This window comes from Variovorax sp. GW823-FHT04F07 (assembly GCF_058795995.1).
Genome location: NZ_JBXAIG010000002.1, coordinates 321,446 through 340,520, shown reverse-complemented (window position 1 = coordinate 340,520; position 19,075 = coordinate 321,446). Strand labels below are relative to the sequence as shown.

Annotated in this window: 18 protein-coding genes; 9 read left to right on the top strand and 9 right to left on the bottom strand. The window is 67.5% G+C overall.

The genetic code is table 11. The features are described from left to right. Positions 1-3: 3 nt before the first annotated feature. The 6 genes from AC1RAA_RS10620 to AC1RAA_RS10595 form a co-directional block, all read right to left on the bottom strand. Positions 4-777, bottom strand: a complete 774-nt coding sequence (locus AC1RAA_RS10620; RefSeq protein WP_095744458.1) for a LuxR C-terminal-related transcriptional regulator — start codon at positions 775-777, stop codon at positions 4-6. Between the two features lie 858 nt (positions 778-1,635). After that, the gene (locus AC1RAA_RS10615; RefSeq protein ID WP_095950012.1) at positions 1,636-2,322 is read right to left on the bottom strand and encodes a response regulator; all 687 of its coding nucleotides are present in this window, start codon (positions 2,320-2,322) and stop codon (positions 1,636-1,638) included. Between the two features lie 37 nt (positions 2,323-2,359). Further along, complete coding sequence (locus AC1RAA_RS10610; protein WP_492729577.1) at positions 2,360-4,042, bottom strand: sensor histidine kinase; 1,683 nt, start codon at positions 4,040-4,042, stop codon at positions 2,360-2,362. 377 nt (positions 4,043-4,419) lie between these two features. Then, a complete protein-coding gene (locus AC1RAA_RS10605) occupies positions 4,420-4,890 on the bottom strand; it encodes a hypothetical protein (protein ID WP_062470870.1) in 471 nt (156 codons plus the stop codon). Positions 4,891-5,280: 390 nt separating this feature from the next. Next, positions 5,281-6,627, bottom strand: a complete 1,347-nt coding sequence (locus AC1RAA_RS10600; protein ID WP_492729579.1) for a DUF5666 domain-containing protein — start codon at positions 6,625-6,627, stop codon at positions 5,281-5,283. Next, positions 6,624-7,457, bottom strand: a complete 834-nt coding sequence (locus AC1RAA_RS10595) for a DUF6502 family protein (RefSeq protein ID WP_095950009.1) — start codon at positions 7,455-7,457, stop codon at positions 6,624-6,626. The genes AC1RAA_RS10600 and AC1RAA_RS10595 overlap by 4 nt, the downstream gene beginning before the upstream one ends. Before the next feature lie 354 nt (positions 7,458-7,811). On the opposite strand from AC1RAA_RS10595, the gene AC1RAA_RS10590 reads away from it, so the two are divergent. Next, positions 7,812-8,765 (top strand): alpha/beta fold hydrolase, encoded by a 954-nt coding sequence (locus tag AC1RAA_RS10590; RefSeq protein ID WP_492729581.1) that lies wholly within the window; start codon positions 7,812-7,814, stop codon positions 8,763-8,765. Further along, positions 8,762-9,079 (top strand): antibiotic biosynthesis monooxygenase family protein, encoded by a 318-nt coding sequence (locus tag AC1RAA_RS10585; protein ID WP_095744461.1) that lies wholly within the window; start codon positions 8,762-8,764, stop codon positions 9,077-9,079. Before AC1RAA_RS10590 ends, AC1RAA_RS10585 begins: the two co-directional genes overlap by 4 nt. Positions 9,080-9,083: 4 nt before the next feature. Here AC1RAA_RS10585 and AC1RAA_RS10580 read toward each other — a convergent pair whose 3' ends face one another. Next, the gene (locus AC1RAA_RS10580) at positions 9,084-9,791 is read right to left on the bottom strand and encodes a FadR/GntR family transcriptional regulator (RefSeq protein ID WP_492729584.1); all 708 of its coding nucleotides are present in this window, start codon (positions 9,789-9,791) and stop codon (positions 9,084-9,086) included. Positions 9,792-9,864: 73 nt separating this feature from the next. Continuing rightward, complete coding sequence (locus AC1RAA_RS10575) at positions 9,865-11,190, bottom strand: MFS transporter (RefSeq protein ID WP_062470888.1); 1,326 nt, start codon at positions 11,188-11,190, stop codon at positions 9,865-9,867. A gap of 185 nt (positions 11,191-11,375) precedes the next feature. On the opposite strand from AC1RAA_RS10575, the gene AC1RAA_RS10570 reads away from it, so the two are divergent. Together AC1RAA_RS10570 and AC1RAA_RS10565 are read left to right on the top strand one after the other, a co-directional pair. Further along, the gene (locus tag AC1RAA_RS10570) at positions 11,376-11,933 is read left to right on the top strand and encodes an ureidoglycolate lyase (RefSeq protein WP_492729838.1); all 558 of its coding nucleotides are present in this window, start codon (positions 11,376-11,378) and stop codon (positions 11,931-11,933) included. 140 nt (positions 11,934-12,073) lie between these two features. Next, positions 12,074-12,430, top strand: a complete 357-nt coding sequence (locus AC1RAA_RS10565; protein ID WP_492729587.1) for a hypothetical protein — start codon at positions 12,074-12,076, stop codon at positions 12,428-12,430. Between the two features lie 162 nt (positions 12,431-12,592). Here AC1RAA_RS10565 and AC1RAA_RS10560 read toward each other — a convergent pair whose 3' ends face one another. Next, positions 12,593-12,799, bottom strand: coding sequence for a hypothetical protein (locus AC1RAA_RS10560; RefSeq protein ID WP_062470893.1), 207 nt, complete (start codon positions 12,797-12,799; stop codon positions 12,593-12,595). 145 nt (positions 12,800-12,944) lie between these two features. On the opposite strand from AC1RAA_RS10560, the gene AC1RAA_RS10555 reads away from it, so the two are divergent. The 5 genes from AC1RAA_RS10555 to AC1RAA_RS10535 all read left to right on the top strand — a co-directional run bounded on the left by AC1RAA_RS10555 (position 12,945) and on the right by AC1RAA_RS10535 (position 19,071). Further along, a complete protein-coding gene (locus AC1RAA_RS10555) occupies positions 12,945-14,540 on the top strand; it encodes a class I SAM-dependent methyltransferase (RefSeq protein WP_492729589.1) in 1,596 nt (531 codons plus the stop codon). 59 nt (positions 14,541-14,599) lie between these two features. Beyond that, positions 14,600-16,336, top strand: coding sequence for a gamma-glutamyltransferase (ggt, locus tag AC1RAA_RS10550; RefSeq protein WP_492729591.1), 1,737 nt, complete (start codon positions 14,600-14,602; stop codon positions 16,334-16,336). A gap of 61 nt (positions 16,337-16,397) precedes the next feature. After that, on the top strand, positions 16,398-17,138 hold the full coding sequence (locus tag AC1RAA_RS10545) for a pseudouridine synthase (RefSeq protein ID WP_307694364.1): 741 nt from the start codon (positions 16,398-16,400) through the stop codon (positions 17,136-17,138). A 105-nt stretch (positions 17,139-17,243) separates the two neighbouring features. Continuing rightward, positions 17,244-18,257, top strand: a complete 1,014-nt coding sequence (locus AC1RAA_RS10540; protein WP_492729593.1) for a YncE family protein — start codon at positions 17,244-17,246, stop codon at positions 18,255-18,257. Beyond that, positions 18,241-19,071, top strand: a complete 831-nt coding sequence (locus AC1RAA_RS10535) for a polysaccharide deacetylase family protein (RefSeq protein ID WP_492729595.1) — start codon at positions 18,241-18,243, stop codon at positions 19,069-19,071. Before AC1RAA_RS10540 ends, AC1RAA_RS10535 begins: the two co-directional genes overlap by 17 nt. The last annotated feature ends 4 nt before the right edge of the window (positions 19,072-19,075 follow it).

Here is a 19,075-nt window from a genome sequence, read left to right as displayed (position 1 = left end):
CCTTCAGATCAGGCCCGTGTGAACGGCGAAGTTCACCGCCTGGGCGCGCGAGTGCACATGCAGCTTCTTGTAGATGCTCTTGATGTGCACATTGACGGTCTGGCCGGTGATGCCGAGCTTGGCGCCGATCTCCGCGGAAACGTAACCCGAGGCCACGCAACGCAGGACCTCGCTCTCTCGCGGCGTCAGTGTCATGTCGCGCGATGGCGGTCTCGGCGGCGACGGCGCCTTGTCGGCGACCGGCTCGCGGGGGTGGTAGTCCAGGCGGTGCAGCAGGCGCCGCGTGAGCCGGGGCGTGATCGCGGCCCCGCCGTTCACCACGTGCAGCACGGCATCGGCGAAGCTTTGCAACCAGGCGTTCTTCAGGAGGTACCCCATGGCACCCAGTTCGAAGGCGCGCAGCACGTGGGCGTCGTCCTCGAGCGAGGAGATCACGATGACCTCGCTGCTGCGGTGCAGGCGGCGTGCCTCGGTGATCAGCTCGAAGCCCATCTCGTCGCCCAGCTGCAGCTCGAGCATCAGCACGTCGAAGGTGTGCGTGGTCAGCAGCCGGCGTCCCTCGCGAACGCTGTCGGCCTGGCCTTCGAGTTGGATGCGCAGGTCCGACAGCAACTCCTGGGCGATCACCCGGCGCATGTACTCGTCGTCGTCGACGAGCAGCACGCGCACCGGCGATTTCTCCTGGCCGATCAGGAAGTCCGGCCACAGCCTCGCGGCGGGCGCGCAGACGCCGACGGAGGCCTTCTCGCCAGAGCTGATGAGCCGGTGATCAAGCATGTGCCTGCCCCGGTTGGCGTGAGCGACGCAGGCCGGTCGTTGCGAGCGTGGGCGGGGAGACGCAAAGGTCGTCCGTCGAGTGCTCCGGGGCCACTTTCCCCATCGGCGGCAAAGCAGTTTGGGGTCTCATACATTTTCAATAGAAAAATGAAAGGCAAGTGCTGAATTGAATGTTTTCTGTGAGTTTTAATTGAAATTCAATTCGGCCCGAGGCTTGCGCAATCCTATGAACTTGACGGGACGGTTGCGCGGGTCTTTTGCTCCTGCTTGTGGAAAGACATGAGTGTTTCAAAATGGAACTACCTGAACCATGACGTTCGATATACCTAATTTCTCTGTTTTTCAGGCGGATCGTGAAAAACGACGCATTGTTCGCCAAGTGAGCAATGCTGGTTGAAAAGTGGAATGGGTTTATTTATGCGAGGAAATTTTGAAGATAATGAAATTAATCAAATATGAAATTCATTTTTGATTGGGTATTTGGTGTTTGGTAGAATAAAATATTCAAAAAACCAATTGAAACCGAGGAAATAATTTGATTATTGAAATTCCAGTGATATTTGAATTGAATGAAATCTTCTATTAACCAAATTGTCTGCTATCCGATTTTTATTTTTGGAGCTTATTCTCTCGCTTGATCATGATTTTTCAATTCAATTGAAATTCAATTTCTTTGAGGTGGCACGAAATACGGTGCCGAATCTTCTCCTCCTCTGCCAGTGCGGTGCGCTCCCGCACGTCAACTGATCGCAGCAGGCGGGGATCGGAAAAGCGGGGAAATGGCGGGTCCCGGAGGGGCATGCCGACGCTGAGCGGCCCGCAGCGGGCGCCCCGAAGGACGGGGCGGGCAGGGCGCTGTCAGTGCGCCATCGCGTCGAGGTGGTGCTTGACGGCGTAGATGTACAGCTCGAGCCGGTTCGTCACGCCGAGCTTCTGGTAGATCGACGTGAGATGGTTGCGCAGCGTGTGTTCGGTGACGAAGGCCTGCCCGGCCAGGGTCTTGTTGGAGGCGCCGCTGCCGTGCACCACGGTGCGGACGATGTCGCGCTCCTTCTGGGTCAGGCTGGCCTGCCTGACGGACTCGGGGTCGGCTTTCGGCGGCTTCTTCACCGAGGTGAGTTCCGAGAGCACGCGGCCCATGGTCGGGGCGTCGACGCAGAGTTCGCCGTGGTGCACGCGCTCGATCGCATCGAGCACCTGCTCGGCCGAGGCGTCCTTGCGCATCACGCCACGCGCGCCGCGCAGCACCGCGAGGTCCAGCGTGCGCTGCTCGCGTTCGCCGGTCAGCACGACCACGCGCGAGACTTCGTTCGACAGCAGCTGCGGCAGGATGTCGAGGGCGCAATGGCCGTCCAGGTCGAGGTCGAGCACGATGACGTCGGGGGCCAGGCTCTGCGTGTGCGCCACGGCTTCTTCGCAGCAGCTGGCGGTGGCGACGACCTTCATGCGCGGCTGTTCGCCGTCGATCAGCCGGGACAGGCCCCACAGCATGGTCTGGTGATCGTCCACCAGCAGGACGCCGATGGGATGGGCTTCGGTTTGCATGAGGGGCTCCTCGGACTGTTGTCGTGCTTTTGGGGGCTCAGATGGGGATTTCGATCAGCACCTCGGTGCCGCCGCCCCGGCACCGGCTGACCTGCGCGCGGCCTCCGAGCGCCGCTGCGCGGTCGCTGAGGGAGCGTGGCCGGAAGGGCGCGAAGTTCTCTTCGTCGCCTTCGTTCTCGATGCGCAGGTGCAAGCAGCCGTTGCGGCAGCCGATGCGCACGCTGCCGCGGCGGGCCTGCGTGTGCTTGCAGATGTTGTTCAGGCCTTCGCCCACCATCTGCAGGACCTCCGCGGTCATGCGGTCGTCAAGACGCACGTGGCCTTCGACGTTCACCGAGATCTCGATGCCGTAGAGTCCCTGGATGCGGGCGGCCTGGCTGTACAGCTGGTGCAGCACGAGGCCGCACGAACTTTCCGGGCCGGCCTTGACCGCGCCCGCGAAGCGCCGCAGGTCGGCGATCACGCCGCTCGCCACCTCGGCGAGCTTGTCCAGGTCCTCGAGCAGCGGGTTGTCCGCGGCGGCCTTCTTGCGCAGGGCGCACAGGCCCATGCGCAGCCCGATGTAGGGCTGCACGGCGGTGTCGTGCAGGTCCAGCGAGATCTTCAGGCGCTCGGTCGCGGCCGCTTCGGAGGCCATGCGGTCGAGCACTTCGATGGTCTCGATGACCGGGAAGATCTGTTCCATGAGGTGCGCGAGGAACAGCGCATCGGACTTGCTGAAGTGGCCGTTGCGCGAGGAGATGAACACGCGCCCCTCGCCCAGGCGCAGCGGCAGCGCGGCGCTGATGAACGCGCGGGCCTCGAGCATGGCGGCCACCGCGGCACTGCGCTTGGCGCCGTCGCGGCCCTCGGGGCGCCAGCCGATCGCGCCGGGGCCGTGCATGTGGCTGCGCGCAAAGAAGTGGTTCAGGGGCCAGGGCAGGCGGTTGCTCAGCACGGTGTGCGGATGCTCCAGCGCCATCAGCGGCGACTCGGCGATGCCGCCGAGCGTCTCGACACCGACGTGCTCGCAGGTGTCGTCCTTGCGCAGCGTGCGCAGGGTCCAGTTGCCGGTGGCGGTGTCCCGCGTCATGAGGATGCAGTGGCTGGCCTTGAAGAAGGTCAGCGTCTTTTCCATCGTGCGGGCGATGGTGCGGCCCGCGCCGAAGCGCGGGTTCGACAGCTGGCTGATGTCACCCAGCAGGGCCAGGCGCCGCTGCAGGATGAGCTTGGAGCCGCCCCAGTGCACGATCATGTGCCCCAGCGCCAGCAGGAAGGTCGTGCGCATCAGCAGCTGCGGCGCGTCGTCGCCCGTGCTCGTGCCGAGCCCGCAGGCGGCGAACGACGCGACCGAGACGATCGTCACGCGGGCGCCTTCCTCGAAGCCCCAGCGGAACGAGGAGGTCAGGATGGCGAAGAAATAGAACAGGAAGAACAGGCTGTGCACGCCGCCCGTCACGAAGACGATCAGCGTGAACCACATCACGTCGGACCAGTGGACCGCCTTGCCCTGGACATGGCGCCAGCCGCCCTGCGTGCAGGCATGCACCAGCACGCTGTGCAGGAGGTATCCGCAAAAGGCCAGCCAGACCGCGCTGGCCACCGGTTGCCGGGCGGGCCCCGCATCGACCGCCATGGCCAGCACCGCCGAGATCGACAGCACCAGCCGCATGCGGGCGGCCATGAGCGCGTCCGTCGACAGGCTGCTGTCGAGGCTCGGGGCGGAGACGGGGGCGCGCATGGCAAGACATCCTTCGCATGAACTGTTTCATGCACGGCAGGGGCCGACGTTCGGTGGTAACAGCCTGGCGTTCATTTCTTCGTGCCAATAACGCGGTGTATGTGAAGGTTTCACATTACTTCTTTGGTACTCGAAAGGAACCTTGTGGGCGATCTGTGACGTCTGTTGCGCTTGGTTTCAATTGTGTCGTGGGCAGGCTTTTTTCATCGCTGTACGAGGCGCTTTCCCTCGGCCGGGGGCTGCCGCAGGGCAAACGGGTACCCGATTCATGGAGGTGTGGGGCAAGGGGAACGCGAGGGGCGGTGTTTGTGCGCGCCGGACGCACCGATCCCGGCGCGCCAGGGATGGCACGCCGGGCGTTCGACCCGAACCCGGATTCAGCCCCGCCGTGGCACCAGCGCCGTCCGTCCCAGGGGCGTGACGCGCAGGACGGTGGCCTGGCGCAGCTTCTGCCGTGCGCGGCAGATCGGGGGGAGGGTGGCCTCCACCATGCCGGCGGCTTCGAGGACCGCCACGGAGTTGATCTCCGACGGGTCCTCGGTGTGCAGGGGAAAGGTCGAGTTGCCGATCCTGCGCAGGTAATCGAGCGGCATGACGCTCCATTGGGGGCGTTCTTCATGCACCGAGGCGCCATTGCCGCAGAGCGTGGCGATCTCCGCGTGCCCCTCGTCCGTGATGGCAAAGACCTGGGCGCTTTCGTACCGCTGGTAGCCGAAGTTGTCGACATGGAACTCGGCTTCGATGAGTCCGGTGGCGACCAGCACCGAGGCATGCCGGATGTCCGCGTCCGCCGTGAGCATGACCGGAAAACGCTTGTTCATGAGCCGAAGAAGAAGGACGAGCGGCATGCGGTACTCCTCGCAGTGTCAGCGGTGCCGGCTGGTCCGGCGACGAACAGGCACCCGATGCGCAGCCCCGCACAGGGAGGCATCCGTCAGGCGTGGGCCTGCGATGCCAACGGGGAGCAACGGTCGCACTGAACTCGCGGGAACAGACACGGAAGCCACCAATGTAAGAAATGTGATTTTTTCACTTTAGTCCCTTTTTCGTACTTTCGCCATGGATTTGGAGATAGATGGCCGAAGGTGCTATCCGGCCCGCGTGCGCGCAGGCCGACGCCCGCCGCGGTGCGGCGGTGTCGAACTGGAACTGGATGTGTGCGAAAGCCCGGCTTCGCCTGCCGCCAGAAGGGGCGGGCGATGCGACCGGACGGCGGGGCGCTGCGCCGCCGCTTCAGGTCAGGGGTTGAATGTCACCCGTTGGGCAATGAGAACGCCGTCGACCACCCGGTCTCCCACGACGGTCACGCGCTGGCCGTTGGCCAGGTTCGCGGCGGTACCGTTCTCGAAGGTGGTACCCGGTCCGCTGGCGTCCACCGGCTGGCCCTGCACCCTGAAATTGGCAGGGGACTGGTAGCCGCCGATGGCCCCGATGAGCGTGAACGAGGCCGGCCCGCCCGTGCCCGGCACATGGCGGATGCGCAGCTTCTTGACGACCAGCACCCCGCCGGACATGAAGCCGTCGACCTCGACCTTCACGCCGTTGCCGAGCGAACCGACGGGGCCGCCCGTGATCTGCGCATTGGTGGCGTCCACCGGCGTGCCCAACACCTTGAAGGCGCCGCGCGAGACGAAGTCGGTGATGTCCCCCGCGAGCTGCAGTGCGATGCCGTTGCCCGTCGGTATCGCGTACCAGCCCTCCACCTTGGTTGCCGTGAACGCGTTGCCAACCGGCGCGGCCGTGCCACGGGCGCGCACGATGACCCCGTTGGCCAGCGACGAGGTGTCGATGCCCGCGAAGCTGGCGCCGCCATAGCTGACCGTCAGCTGGCCGAGCGTGAAGGTCTGGTTCGTCGCATCGAGGTTCTGGATGGCGCCCGTCACCAGCGGGGCGGTCAGCGTGGGCGCGGTCTGCACGCGGGTGGCGCGCAGCGTGCCCGGCGCGCCGGGCAGGCCCCACACCTGGACGAGGCTGCCGTCGGCCACATTGGCAAGCCCGTTCGCGTCGGCCCAGACCGTGGCCGCATCGATGGTCACGTTGATGCCCATGACGACGAAGCTGCCGGCACCCACGTCGATGCGTGAGACGGCGCCGCGCAGTTCGGCCCCCGACACGACCTGCGTCGCGATGCCGCGGGTGAAGTCGGGGTCGACCTTGCCGGCGACCCGCGCGCTCATGCCGATCTGGAGCTCGGTGGCGTCCTCGACGGTGATGGTGGCCGTGTCCGTGGTGTAGCGCAGGCCGTTCAGGATGATGCTGCCCAGGCCGTCCGCGGCGCCGATGCCGGCGGCGTCCGCGGTCACGCCGGTGCCGCCCGAGCCGACACCGGAGCCGTCGGTGTTGCCGTTGCTGGCGGTGTCGCCGGAGCCGCCCGTGCCGACATTGCCCGAGCCGGACCCGGTCCCATCCCCGCCTGTGCCCGTGCCCGCGCCGCCGGGGCTGTCACCGCCGATCGCGGTGCCGGTGCCCAGGCCCAGGTTCCCGGTCGAGGCACCACCGCCGCCTCCGCAGGACATCAACAGGGCCATGAGGCTGGCGCAGAACAGGCCCAGCAGGAGGCGGCGGGGTGTTTGGATCGTGCTCATGAGGGGCGCTCGCTTTCAGAGGACGCGGGCGGGGGCGGCGTGCCCTCGTCCTCGTAGTACGTGTAGATGCCGACACGGATTCGTCCTTCGGCGCGGGCCGGCGCGCGGCTGACCGCCTGTGCCATTTCCTGCGCGAGCTCGTGGTGCAGGGCGGACCAGCGGTCGCGCACCAGGCGGTGGATCTGTTCGCAATCGTTGAGCGACAGCCCGCGCGCGTACACCGCGCGTTCGAGCATGCGGGGCTGTTCGCCCAGCGTGTTGGCGACGGCCGCCAGCAGGTGGTCCCGGCCGTTGTCGCCCAGGAAGGCCAGCATCGATTGCAGGTCCTGCACGGGCACGAAACCGTCTGCGGTGAGTTCGGCCATGCCCTCGTTTTCGGTCACCATGTTCAACCGGATCAGCTCGTCGAGGATGGTGCGGTGGTGGACGTTGCCGCGGCTGCTCAGGCGGGCGACCGCCTCGAACGAGGGCGCCGTGTGGCCCGAGGTGACGGGCAGGCGCCGGAACGAAGCGTCTTCAGTCAGCATCTGCAGCCACAGCGTGAAGGTCTTGGCCGCGGCCGACAGTTCGGTGTGGGGCAGGGGGTCGACGGTGGAGCGGACCTTGGCGGTCACGGCCTTGCGGTTCAGGCCGGTGGTGACCGACAACTGGCTCAGGTTGGGCTTGGGAACGCCCTGGCTGCGCCAGGAGTGCTGCGCCTCCTCGATCAGCAGGTCACGCAGCAACTCCTCCAGGTGGGGGTGCTTGACCCCCATCGCGAGGGCGAGCTTCACCACGGGTCGAAGGATGCGTGAGCAGGCCGCGAGGGCCCATTCCAGCCGTTGTTCCATGACGCGACGTGTGTAGTCCTGAAAGTGCGATGCCGACAGGATCGGAGGCGGCGCCCCGACCACCATCAACGCCCCATTGTCCTGCGCACCGCGCTGCAGTGAAAGCTTTGGACTGCGGTTTGACGGCCAGTGAGCCAAAGTTTCATGTTCAGGCGCGGGGCGACCGTCCGGCCGGTGCTGCCAAGGCCGATCGGCCGACGGGATGGCCAGGTTGCCTATGTCGCCCTGCAGCGTGCCCGCCGCAGGACGCGCGCGGCCTGGACGACACCCAGGGTCGGCCCTTTCCCACATGCGGGCCCCGCGCCGGAGGCGACAAAGACACCTCTGTTTCTTTGCATGTCTCAAGGAGCCGAGATGGCCAATGCGAACCCCCGAAAGAACGACGCGGCCGGCACGACCGCCGTCACGCACCGCACGGTGCAGATCGATGGCGTCGAGGTCTTCTACCGCGCGGCCGGTCCGGTGGGTGCCCCGGTGCTGTTGTTGCTGCACGGCTATCCGTGTTCTTCGTTCCAGTACCGCGCGCTGATGCCGGCGCTGGCGGACCGCTGGCGCGTGGTGGCGCCCGATTTCCCGGGCTTCGGCTACAGCGGCACGCCCGAGGAGAACTTCGCGTTCGATTTCGATGGCTACGCGTACTTCCTCGACCGCTTCACCGCCGCCCTCGCGCTGCGCCGCTACGCGCTGTACCTGCACGACTACGGTTCGCAGATCGGCCTGCGCCATGCGATGCGGCGGGCCGGGCGGGTGACGGCGCTGATCGTCCAGAACGGCGACATCTACGAAGACACGCTGGGGCCGAAGTACGCGGCGATCCGGGCGTACTGGAACGACCCGAGCGAGGTCCATCTCGCGGTGCTTGAGCGCGCCGTGAGCGAAGAAGGCTTTCGCGACGAGTTCATCGGCGAGGTGTCGTCGCGCGTGGCCCCGCGGCTCGCGCCCGATCTCTGGCGCCTTCACTGGCCGTTGATGGACACGCCCGTGCGGCGTGGCATTGCGCTCGGTCTCATGAAGGGGCTGAAGGAGAACCTGCGGTGGTTTCCGCGCTACCAGGACTACCTGCGCACGTACCGCCCGCCCACGCTGATCCTGTGGGGGCCGCAGGACGGCTACATGCCGATCGAGGCCGGCCGTGCCTACCTGCGCGACCTGCCCGACGCCCAGTTCCACGCGTTCGACGACGGGGGCCACTGGCTGCTCGAGACGCACCTGGCCGAGGTGCTGCCGCCGCTGCGCGATTTCCTGGGGCGGCACTTGCCGGTGCCGGCGTCTGCATCCACCCGGACGATCGAAGGCGTGCCGGTATGAGCGTCGCCACCATCGCGCGCATCTGGCGCGGCCGCGTCACGCCCGATCGCGCGGAGGCCTACGAACGCTACCTGCTGGCTGAAGGCATTCCGCCGTTGCGCAAGACGGCGCTCGCGGTGCAGCTGTTCCGGGAAGACCGCGCCACCGAGACCGAGTTCGTCACGACCTCCTACTGGCCCGACGTGGCCGCGATGAGCGCGTTCACCGGCGGCGACCCGAATGGGGTGCATCACCTGCCGCGCGATGCGGAGTTCCTGATCGAGCTGCCCGAGCGCGTCGAGGTGCTGCGCATCGTCGTCGACACGTGGACCTGAAGCGTCAGGCTGCCTCGAGCCCCGTCGGAAAGTGCACGCCCGCGCGCTGCGCGGCCTGCACGATGTGCTGCGTCATCGCCTGCTGCGCCAGCGCCGGGTTGCCTTGCGCCAGCGCTTCGATGATCGCCATGTGCTCGTCGTAGGTGGCATGGCGCGCGCCGCGCTTGTAGAAGGGCAGGCGCTGGCTCTCCTGCATCACCTCGGCGCTGTTGCGCAGGATCTCGGCGATGGCCTGGTTGCCGGCGATGCCGATGATCTGCATGTGGAAGTCGAAGTCGAGCTGCGTGGCCTGCGTGAAGTCGCCGGCGTCGATGCATGCGCGCATGGCCTGTGCATTGGCGCGCAGCGCCGCCAGGTCGTCCGCTTCGATGACCAGGCAGGCCAGCCGCGCGGTGAAGTTCTCGACCGCGAAGCGCAGCTGGTACACGTCCTGCAGCGAATGCGAGGTGGCGAACTTCCAGGCCGGGGAGGCGGCCGGCGCCTGTTGTCCGCCGTCTTCGGCCACGTACATGCCCTTGCCGGGGCGCGGAATGACGAGGCCCGTGCCCTGCAGCGTCGACAGCGCCTCGCGCAGCGAGGTGCGGCTGATGCCGAGTTGCTCGGCCAGGTCGCGCTGCGAAGGCAGCAGCCCGCCGGCCGCATAGGTGCCGTCCGCGATCCGCTGCTGGATCAGGCGGGCGGCGGTGGCGGCGACGGCGGGGGAGGCGAGCATGGGCGGTTTTCGGTGCGAAGTGCGGCAGTGGCGGGAACTGGAAATCTTACTGTGGCCGCACCCCGGGCCTTCCCTACTTGTTGACCAGCTTGGCCGGCACCGTCCAGGTGAGGAAGGCGCCGAACAGCAGCACGCCGGCCAGCACGAACAGGGCGATGTCGGTGCTCTTCGTGGCGTCCTTGATCAGGCCGATCATGTAGGGGCTCACGAAGCCCGCCAGGTTGGCGAAGGAGTTGATGAGCGCAATGCCGGCCGCCGCGCCCGCGCTCGACAGGATGGCCGTCGGCAGGCTCCAGAACAGCGGCGAGGTCGCCAGGCTGCCGCCCGCGGCCAGGGCCAATGCGGCCAGCGAGAGGTACACGTTGTTGCTGAAGATCGCGCTCAGCGTGAGGCCCAGCGCGCCGCAGCAGAAGGGCACGATCAGGTGCCAGCGGCGTTCGCGCATGCGGTCGGAGCTGCGGCTCACCAGCAGCATCGAGACGATGGCCACGGCAAACGGAATGGCCGTGAGCAGCCCGATGTTCAGCGCGCCCGACACGCCCGACTGGCGCACCAGCGTGGGCAGCCAGAAGGTCAGGCCGTACTGGCCCATCACCGTGCAAAAGCAGATCAGCGCCATCTTCACGATGCGGCGGTCGGCGAACAGCGCGCGCAGCGTCATGTGGCTGGTGCCGCCCTTGGTGGCGTTCTCGGCGGCGATGTTGCGTGCGAGCACGGCCTTTTCTTCCGCGGTGAGCCAGCGTGCGCCCTGGATGCTGTTGTCGAGGTACACGATGACCAGCAGGCCGATCACCAGCGAGGGCAGCGCCTCGATGAGGAACAGCCACTGCCAGCCGCGCAGCCCGCCCATGCCGTGCATGGCGTCCATGATCAGACCCGACAGCGGCCCGCCCAGCACGCCCGACACCGGAATGGCGCACATGAACACCGCCACCATCTTGGCGCGACGGTGCGAGGGAAACCAGTAGGTGAGGTACAGGATCATTCCCGGGTAGAAGCCGGCCTCGGCCGCCCCGAGCAGGAAGCGCAGCACGTAGAACTGCGTGGGCGTGGTCACGAACATCATCGCGGCCGAGATCAGGCTCCACGTGATCATGATCCGCGAGATGGTGGCCTTGGCGCCGATGCGGTGCATCAGCAGGTTGCTCGGCACCTCGAAGAAGAAGTAGCCGATGAAGAACAGCCCCGCGCCCAGCCCGTACATCGCCTCGCTGAACTGCAGGTCGCTGAGCATGTTCAGCTTGGCGAAGCCGACGTTGACGCGGTCCAGGTAGGCGGCCACGTAGCAGAGCATCAGGAACGGCATGAGTCGCCATGCCACTTTCTTGTAGAGCGCGTTCTCCGCTGCAGCAGAGGTGGTGGCCGGCTGCAGCGGCGCATGAAGGGTGGTGGTTGACATGGCGGTCCTCGAAGGCGTCGATGGGGTGGATTAACTGGTATTACCGGTATGATTTAACGCGACCGAGACCTTAAGGCCTCATGCGCCATTGGACACTAGCGATTTCCCTGACGCCGGGAGATTGACTGAGTGGATGTATCGCAAGGATACTGGTAATACCAGTTGGACCAAAAGCCGAGGAGTTTCTGTTGACGATTGCCAGCCCCACTTTCCTGCCCCCGGCGCCGGGCACGCCCGCGGCGCTCGCGCTCGTTGCGCAGCCGCTGACGCGCGAGGCGTTCGCCGCGTTCGGTGACGTCATCGAGAGCGCGCACGCACGGTCGATGCCGATCAACGCGGGCATGACCACGCGCTTTCACGACCTGGCGCGCGTGGACCCGGGCCCCGGCGACAGCCGCGTGCTGGTGAACATCTTCGAGACGCAGCCCTACGCGATGCCGCTGCAGGTAGGCATGCTGGAGCGCCACCCGCTGGGCAGCCAGGCCTTCGTGCCGATGGACGGCAGCCGCTTTCTCGTGGTGGTAGCACCGGCGGGCGACGCGGTGCGCGTGGAAGACATCCGCGCCTTCGTCACCGACGGGCGGCAGGGCGTGAACTACGCGCGCGGCGTCTGGCACCACCCGCTGGTGGTCACGCAGCAGCCGGCCAGCTTCGTGGTGATCGACCGCGGCGGGGCCGGGCCGAACTGCGACGAGATTCTGGTACCGCCGGCGTGCGTGGTGCGCGTCAGCCTGGCGGGCTGAGCGCGCGCCATCCCTGCGGCCATCGCCCGGCGGCTGCGCCAGCGTCGCAGGCACCGCGACGCCGACTTGCGGCCATTGGCGAAAGAGGCCTACACCGTCGGGAGCGCCCCGGTGAAACCTTCGGGCCATGGGTGAACGCCATGCGCAATCCAACGAAATCGATGTTTGCCGGAAGCCTCGCTGTCGGGGTCATCAGCGTCGCGGCGCTCCTCGCCGGGCCGGCTGCCGCGCAGTCGGCCGACAAGCCACCGCCGGTCAAGCCGCAAGCGCAACCCGGGCCCGATCCCGAACTCCTCGTGAAGCCGCCGCCCCATGGCCATCCGCGGCTGGTGAAGCCCGCGCCGCCCGACCGCGACCCCGGCATGGTGAAAAAGCCACCGGCGGACGCGAAGCGGGCCGGCGAGGACAGGCCCCGCGTGGACGACCCCGGCGCGCCCTCGCGCCAGGACGACTGCCGGGGCACCGCCGAGGACTGCAGGCAGAACTCCCCACGATGACGCCTTGAACGGAAGAACACGCCTCGCCATGAAATGGTCGAGTCGCCGGGCTACCTGCGCAAGACCTGCGACCGCGAGAGCGGGTTGGCGCTCATCGACGTCGACGCCTGAGCGGTGCGGCCGGGCGTCAGCCCTGCGTGATGAGGTGGGTGGTGCAGTGACTCACTGGCACTGGAACAGCACGCCGGATTCGGCCGGTGCCTTGCCGAGCCACTTCGGCTCCTGGCTCTTGGCGCTGCAGTAGTCCGAGGCCTGGGTGTAGGTCATGGCACGCAGCACACCGTCGCGGAAGGGAACGATCTGGTTGGGCGGCGTCGAGCAGCCGGCAATGACCAAAGCCAGGGGAAACAGTGTGATGCGCCAGTTCATCGGGCCATTCTAAAGAGGTCGTGCAAGCACCGAAGTCCGCGGCCAGGGCAGGGCGGCTCGACCCGCGCCGGCTTCTTTTTGCGAGGGCACGGGGCTATAGTCTGCGAGCACTGCTGCAGCCCCTTCCGATCCCCAAAGGACGTTCGTGCCGGACTCTCTGACTTCCACGCTCACCAGTTACTACGATGCGGTGCCCTACGACTCGCACCCGTTTCCCCAGTCCGCCGTGGAGCACCTGGAAGCCCTGGCCTTCCTGTTCGGGCTCGAGGCGCCGCCGCCGCACAAGGCGCGCGTGCTCGAACTGGGCTGCGCCGCCGGCGGCAACCTGATTCCGTTCGCGGCGCGCCATCCGCAGGCGCGCGCGGTGGGCGTGGACCTGTCGCGCGTGCAGGTGGCGCAGGGCGCCGCGGCGCTCGACCAGGCGGGGCTGTCGAACATCGAGCTCAAGGCCTTCAACATCGCCGACATCGACGCCTCGTTCGGCCTGTTCGACTACATCGTCTGCCACGGCGTGTACAGCTGGGTGCCGGGGCCGGTGCAGGACGCGATCCTGCGCGTGTGCGCCGAGAATCTGGCGCCGGGCGGCGTGGTGTACGTGAGCTACAACGTGTACCCGGGCTGGAAGGCGCGCGAGATCGTGCGCGACGCGATGATCCTGCGCGGCGGCCCGCGCGACACGCCCGAAGAAAAGCTCTCCTACGCGCGCGGCATGCTCGAGTTCCTCGAACAGTCGGCCCGGCCCGACAGCGTGCTGCGCAAGACGCTCGAAGAGACGATGCCGATCGTGCGCAACTCCGGCAACTACTACCTGCTGCACGAGTTCCTCGAGCCCTGCAACGAGCCCTGCTACTTCAAGGAGTTCGTCGCCCGTGCCGAAGCGCGCGGGCTGGCCTACCTGTGCGACGCCGAGCCCTCGACCATGTTCGTGCAGAACTACGGCGAGAAGGTGCGCGACCCGCTGCTGCGCGAGTGCGGCGGCAGCCAGGTGATGATGGAGCAGTACCTCGACTTCCTGGTCAACCGCACCTTCCGCCAGACGCTGCTGGTGAAGCAGGGCAACGCCGCGAACATCCGCTACCGCCTCGAGGTGCCTCGCCTGCGCGCGCTGGAGTTCGCCGGCGTCTTCCGCGTCGACGGCGGCGAGGCCCTCACGATCGACACCCGCGAGCAGCCCTGTACTGCGCTGCGCGACCTGAAGGTCACGTTGCGGCTGCCGGCGCACAAGGCGGTGGCGCAGGCACTCGACGCGAGCTATCCGTGTTCGATGTCGACCGAGGCCTTGCTGGCCGCCGTGGTGACGCTCACCGGCGAGCCGCGCACGGCCGTCGAGCCCATCGTGCTCGCCATGCTCGAGGAACTGCTGATCCTCGGCGCGCTGCGCATCCGCCGCACGCCCGTGTCGGCGGCTGCTTCGGTGTCCGCGCTGCCTCAGGTGTTGGCGCCGGTGCGCCGCGCGCTGGTCGGCCTGCCCGCGTCGCAGGCGACGGCCGTGCTCTGCAACCAGTGGCACGAGCCGGTGTCGCTCACGGTGCTCGAACGCAGCCTGCTGCCGCTGCTCGACGGGGCGCACACGCACGAGGCGCTGGCCGCCTTCCTGCTCGACGAGGTGCGCGCCGAACGCCTGCGCTTCCTCAAGGACGACCAGCCGCTGACCGACCCGTCGGCGCTGCACGCCTTCGCGCAGGAGCAGGTCGCGCAGGCGCTGCAAAGCCTGCGGCGCAAGGCGCTGCTCACGACCTGAAGGCCCACACCATTCACCCCTCCCTCATTCTTCATCCAACGCACAGAGGAGACTTTTCCATGCAGCACTTCAAGTGGACCCCCACCCTGCGCGCCGCCGTCGCGGCCGCGCTCACTTTGGCGGCGGCCGGCGGCGCGCAGGCCGCGTCGCAGGCGCCGGTGGCGGCCGAACACGGCATGGTCGTGAGCGCGCAGCACCTGGCCAGCAAGGTCGGCGTCGATGTGCTCAAGCGCGGCGGCAACGCGGTCGATGCGGCCGTGGCCGTGGGCTATGCGCTGGCGGTGGTGTACCCGGCCGCCGGCAACCTGGGCGGCGGCGGCTTCATGACCGTGCAGCTGGCCGACGGCCGCAAGACCTTCCTGGACTTCCGCGAGAAGGCACCGCTGGCCGCCACGGCCAACATGTACCTCGACAAGGACGGCAACGTCGTCAAGGGCCTGAGCACCCACGGCCACCTCGCCGTCGGCGTGCCGGGCTCGGTCTCGGGCATGGAGTACGCGCGCGAGAAGTACGGCACGATGAAGCGCGCCGACCTCATCGCCCCCTCGGTCCAGCTGGCCGACAAGGGCTTCGCGCTGGAGCAGGGCGACATCGACATGCTGCTCACTGCCACCAACGACTTCAAGAAAGATCCGGTCTCCGGCGCGATCTTCCTGAACAAGGGCGAGCCCTTCGCGGTCGGCCAGAAGCTGGTGCAGAAAGACCTCGCCAAGACGCTGAAGGAAATCAGCGCCAAGGGCACCGACGGCTTCTACAAGGGCTGGGTCGGCAAGGCCATCGTGGCGTCGAGCCAGGCCGGCAAGGGCATCATCACGCAGGCCGACCTCGACCAGTACAAGACGCGCGAACTCGCGCCGGTCGAGTGCGACTACCGCGGCTACCGCGTGGTGTCGGCGCCCCCGCCGAGCTCGGGCGGCGTGATCATCTGCGAGATGCTCAACATCCTGGAAGGCTATCCGCTGAAGGACCTGGGCTTCCGTTCGGCGGAGTCGGTGCACTACCAGATCGAAGCCATGCGCCACGCCTACGTGGACCGCAACAGCTACCTGGGCGACCCCGACTTCGTGAAGAACCCGCTCGACCGCCTGCTCGACAAGGGCTACGCCGCCAAGATCCGCGCCGCCATCGACCCCAAGAAGGCCGGCGTCTCCAAGGACATCAAGCCCGGCGTGGCGCCGCATGAAGGCAGCAACACCACCCACTATTCGATCACCGACAAGTGGGGCAACGCGGTCTCGGTCACCTACACGCTGAACGACTGGTTCGGCGCCAAGGTCACGGCCGACAAGACCGGCGTGCTGCTGAACAACGAGATGGACGACTTCACCTCCAAGGTCGGCGTGCCCAACATGTACGGCCTGGTGCAGGGCGAGGCCAACGCCATCGCCCCGGGCAAGCGCCCGCTGAGCTCGATGAGCCCGACCATCGTCTCCAAGGACGGCAAGCCGGTGTTCGTGGTCGGCACGCCCGGCGGCAGCCGCATCATCACGGCCGTGCTGCACACCATCCTGAACGTGGTCGACTACGGCATGAACGTGCAGGAGGCCGTGGATGCGCCGCGCTTCCACCAGCAATGGCTGCCCGACGTGACCAACGTCGAGACCTTCGCGATCAGCCCCGACACCCGCAAGATCCTGACCGACATGGGTCACAACCTGGGCGTGCCGCAGCCGGCCAACCACCTGGCGGCGATCATCGTCGGCGCGCCCTCGTTGGGCGGCAAGCCGGTCGGTGCCAACCGCTTCTACGGCGCCAACGACCCGCGCCGCAACACGGGCCTGGCAGCAGGCTACTGAACCTGCGGCACACTTGAAGGCGGTCGTGCCCCTGTCGGCACGGCCGCTTTTTTCATTTTTCATGCACCTGCAAGACATCCTCTATACCCAGGGCTTCGGCACCCGCCGCGTGTGCGCGGGCCTGGTCCAGCAAGGCCATGTGAGCATCGCCGGCGCGGCCGTGACCGACCCTTTTGCCGACCTCGACCCCGAAGGCCTGCTGTTCACCGTGCAGGGCACCGAGTGGGCCTGCCACGAGAAGGCCTACCTGATGCTGCACAAGCCGGCCGGCACCGAGTGCTCGCAGAAGCCCTCGACTTACCCGAGCATCTACACGCTGCTGCCGTCGCCGCTGCGGCTGCGGCCCAACAAGGGCGCGGTGCAGGGCGTGCAGGCCATCGGCCGGCTCGACCAGGACACGACCGGCCTGCTGCTGCTGACCGATGACGGCCAGTTCATCCACAAGATGGGTTCGCCCAAGCACCACGTGCCCAAGGTCTACGAGGTGACGGCCAAGCACCCGATCGACGAGGCGCAGATCGCCAAGTTGCTGGCCGGCGTGGTGCTCGACGACGATCCGAAGCCCGTGCGCGCGGCGGCCTGCGAATCGGACAGCCCGCTGCACCTGCGGCTCACGCTCACCGAGGGCAAGTACCACCAGGTCAAGCGCATGCTGGCCGCGGTCGGCAACCGGGTCGAAGGGCTGCACCGCTCGCGCATCGGCGGCCTGGCGCTGCCGGACGACCTGGCGCCGGGGCAATGGCGCTGGCTCACGGCCGAACAGGTGGCCCAGCTGCGGGCGCCCGTGCCCCGGGCTGCTTGACATAGGTCAAGGCGCCGGGCCGAACAGCGGGTGAGGGGGCGCCGGCGGTCAGCTGTTTGTCGGGTTCGACCGTTAAGATTGTTAACCCTCTCCCGGAACCTTCCCTTGCGACTCCCTGCCCGCCCGAACGGCCGCATCGCGGCCTTCCTGCTGTCCTGCCTGTGCCTGACAGCCCTGGTGACCCTCCCCGCCGCGGCGGCGCCGCCGGCCCCTCCACCGGTTTTTGTGCTCAATTCGCTGGACGCCAGCGTGAGCGTGATCAACCCGGTCGACTGGACCGAGAAGCAGCGCATTCCCACCGGCAAGGAGCCGCACCACATCTACATGACGCCCGACGAGAAGTCGGTCATCGTGGCCAATTCGGCGGGTGATTCGCTCACCTTCCTGGATCCGCGCACGGCCGAGGTGCAGCGCGTGGTGTACGGCATCATCGATCCCTACCAGCTGCAGTTCTCGCGCGACATGAAGTGGTTCGTCACGGCGGCCAACCGCCTGAACCACGTCGACGTGTACCGCTGGGACGGCAAGGACCTGAAGCTGGTCAAGCGCATCGCCACCGGCAAGACGCCCAGCCACATCTGGATCGACAACACCAGCACGGTGGCCTACGTCACCATGCAGGACAGCGACGAGCTGATCGCGGTCGACCTGCCGACGCAGACCGTGCGCTGGCGCATGGCCACCGGCGCCATGCCGGCCGACATCTTCGGCGCCCACAACGACAAGACGCTGCTCGTGGGTCTCACCGGCAGCGACGGCGTGCAGGTGTTCGACGTGGCCGGCGCCCAGCCCAAGCTGGTCGGCAAGATCCCCACCGGCAAGGGCGCCCACGCCTTCCGCTCGGCGGGCGACGGCAAGACCGTGTTCGTGAGCAACCGGGTCGCCAACACCATCAGCCGCATCGACCTGACCACGCTGAAGGTCGTCGCCACCTACAACGTGCCCGGCGGCCCCGACTGCATGGACGTGTCGGCCGACGGCAAGACGCTGTACGTGACCTCGCGCTGGGCCAAGAAGCTCACGGTGGTCGATCTCGCGAGCCAGAAGGTCGTGCGGCAGATCAACGTCGGCCGCTCGCCGCACGGCGTCTGGACCCTCGACCATGCCAAGCGCATCTGAGCGCGTGCGCGGTGTGCGCACCGCCGGGGTGGCCTTCGCCGTCGCGGCGCTGGCCTGCGCCACCGTGCCGGCGGCCGGTGCCCAGGACGCCGCCGCCTGCGACAAGCCGGTCTACCTGACGCTGGACACCGGCCACATGGGCATCGCCCCGCTGGTGGCCGACGTGCTCAAGCGCCAGGACGTGCGCGTCACCTTCTTCGCCGCCGCCGAGCGCACCCAGACCGACGGCGACAGCCTGGACGACCACTGGGCGCCGTGGTGGAAGGCGAGGGCGGCCGAAGGCCACGAGTTCGGCTCGCACACCTACGACCACGCCTACTGGCGCGGCGACGTCAAGGGCACGCCGCCGAGCTTTCGCATCAAGCCGTCGGCCGGCCCGCAGACCGGCAAGGAGTCGGTCTGGAGCGCGGCCCAGTACTGCGCCGACATCCGCAAGTCGTCCGACCGGCTGGCTGCCATCACCGGCAAGAAGCCGCTGCCGCTGTACCGCGCGCCGGGCGGCAAGACCTCGCCCGCGCTGCTGGCGGCCGCGAAGGACTGCGGCTACGCGCACGTGGGTTGGTCGCCCGCCGGCTTCCTGGGCGACGAACTGCCCAGCGAGGCCTTCAGCAACCAGAAGCTGCTGGCCCAGGCGCTCGCGGGCATCCGCTCCGGCGACATCCTGCTGGCGCACCTGGGCATCTGGTCGCGCAAGGACCCGTGGGCGCCCGCCAACCTCGAGCCGCTCATCGTCGGCCTGAAGGCCAAGGGCTTCTGCTTTCGCACCCTGCGCCAGCATCCGGACTACCGCGCCTGGATCGCCTCCCACCCTTGAAGCC

Bases quoted from the DNA above. Each gene is read 5' to 3' on its own strand.
- AC1RAA_RS10590 (WP_492729581.1), top strand. From the start codon at position 7,812: ATGGCCAATGCGAACCCCCGAAAGAACGACGCGGCCGGCACGACCGCC.
- AC1RAA_RS10600 (WP_492729579.1), bottom strand. From the start codon at position 6,627: ATGAGCACGATCCAAACACCCCGCCGCCTCCTGCTGGGCCTGTTCTGC.
- AC1RAA_RS10615 (WP_095950012.1), bottom strand. From the start codon at position 2,322: ATGCAAACCGAAGCCCATCCCATCGGCGTCCTGCTGGTGGACGATCAC.
- AC1RAA_RS10575 (WP_062470888.1), bottom strand. From the start codon at position 11,190: ATGTCAACCACCACCCTTCATGCGCCGCTGCAGCCGGCCACCACCTCT.
- AC1RAA_RS10535 (WP_492729595.1), top strand. From the start codon at position 18,241: ATGCCAAGCGCATCTGAGCGCGTGCGCGGTGTGCGCACCGCCGGGGTG.
- AC1RAA_RS10585 (WP_095744461.1), top strand. From the start codon at position 8,762: ATGAGCGTCGCCACCATCGCGCGCATCTGGCGCGGCCGCGTCACGCCC.
- AC1RAA_RS10580 (WP_492729584.1), bottom strand. From the start codon at position 9,791: ATGCTCGCCTCCCCCGCCGTCGCCGCCACCGCCGCCCGCCTGATCCAG.
- AC1RAA_RS10545 (WP_307694364.1), top strand. From the start codon at position 16,398: ATGCACCTGCAAGACATCCTCTATACCCAGGGCTTCGGCACCCGCCGC.
- ggt (WP_492729591.1), top strand. From the start codon at position 14,600: ATGCAGCACTTCAAGTGGACCCCCACCCTGCGCGCCGCCGTCGCGGCC.
- AC1RAA_RS10595 (WP_095950009.1), bottom strand. From the start codon at position 7,457: ATGGAACAACGGCTGGAATGGGCCCTCGCGGCCTGCTCACGCATCCTT.
- AC1RAA_RS10610 (WP_492729577.1), bottom strand. From the start codon at position 4,042: ATGCGCGCCCCCGTCTCCGCCCCGAGCCTCGACAGCAGCCTGTCGACG.
- AC1RAA_RS10565 (WP_492729587.1), top strand. From the start codon at position 12,074: ATGCGCAATCCAACGAAATCGATGTTTGCCGGAAGCCTCGCTGTCGGG.
- AC1RAA_RS10620 (WP_095744458.1), bottom strand. From the start codon at position 777: ATGCTTGATCACCGGCTCATCAGCTCTGGCGAGAAGGCCTCCGTCGGC.
- AC1RAA_RS10560 (WP_062470893.1), bottom strand. From the start codon at position 12,799: ATGAACTGGCGCATCACACTGTTTCCCCTGGCTTTGGTCATTGCCGGC.
- AC1RAA_RS10605 (WP_062470870.1), bottom strand. From the start codon at position 4,890: ATGCCGCTCGTCCTTCTTCTTCGGCTCATGAACAAGCGTTTTCCGGTC.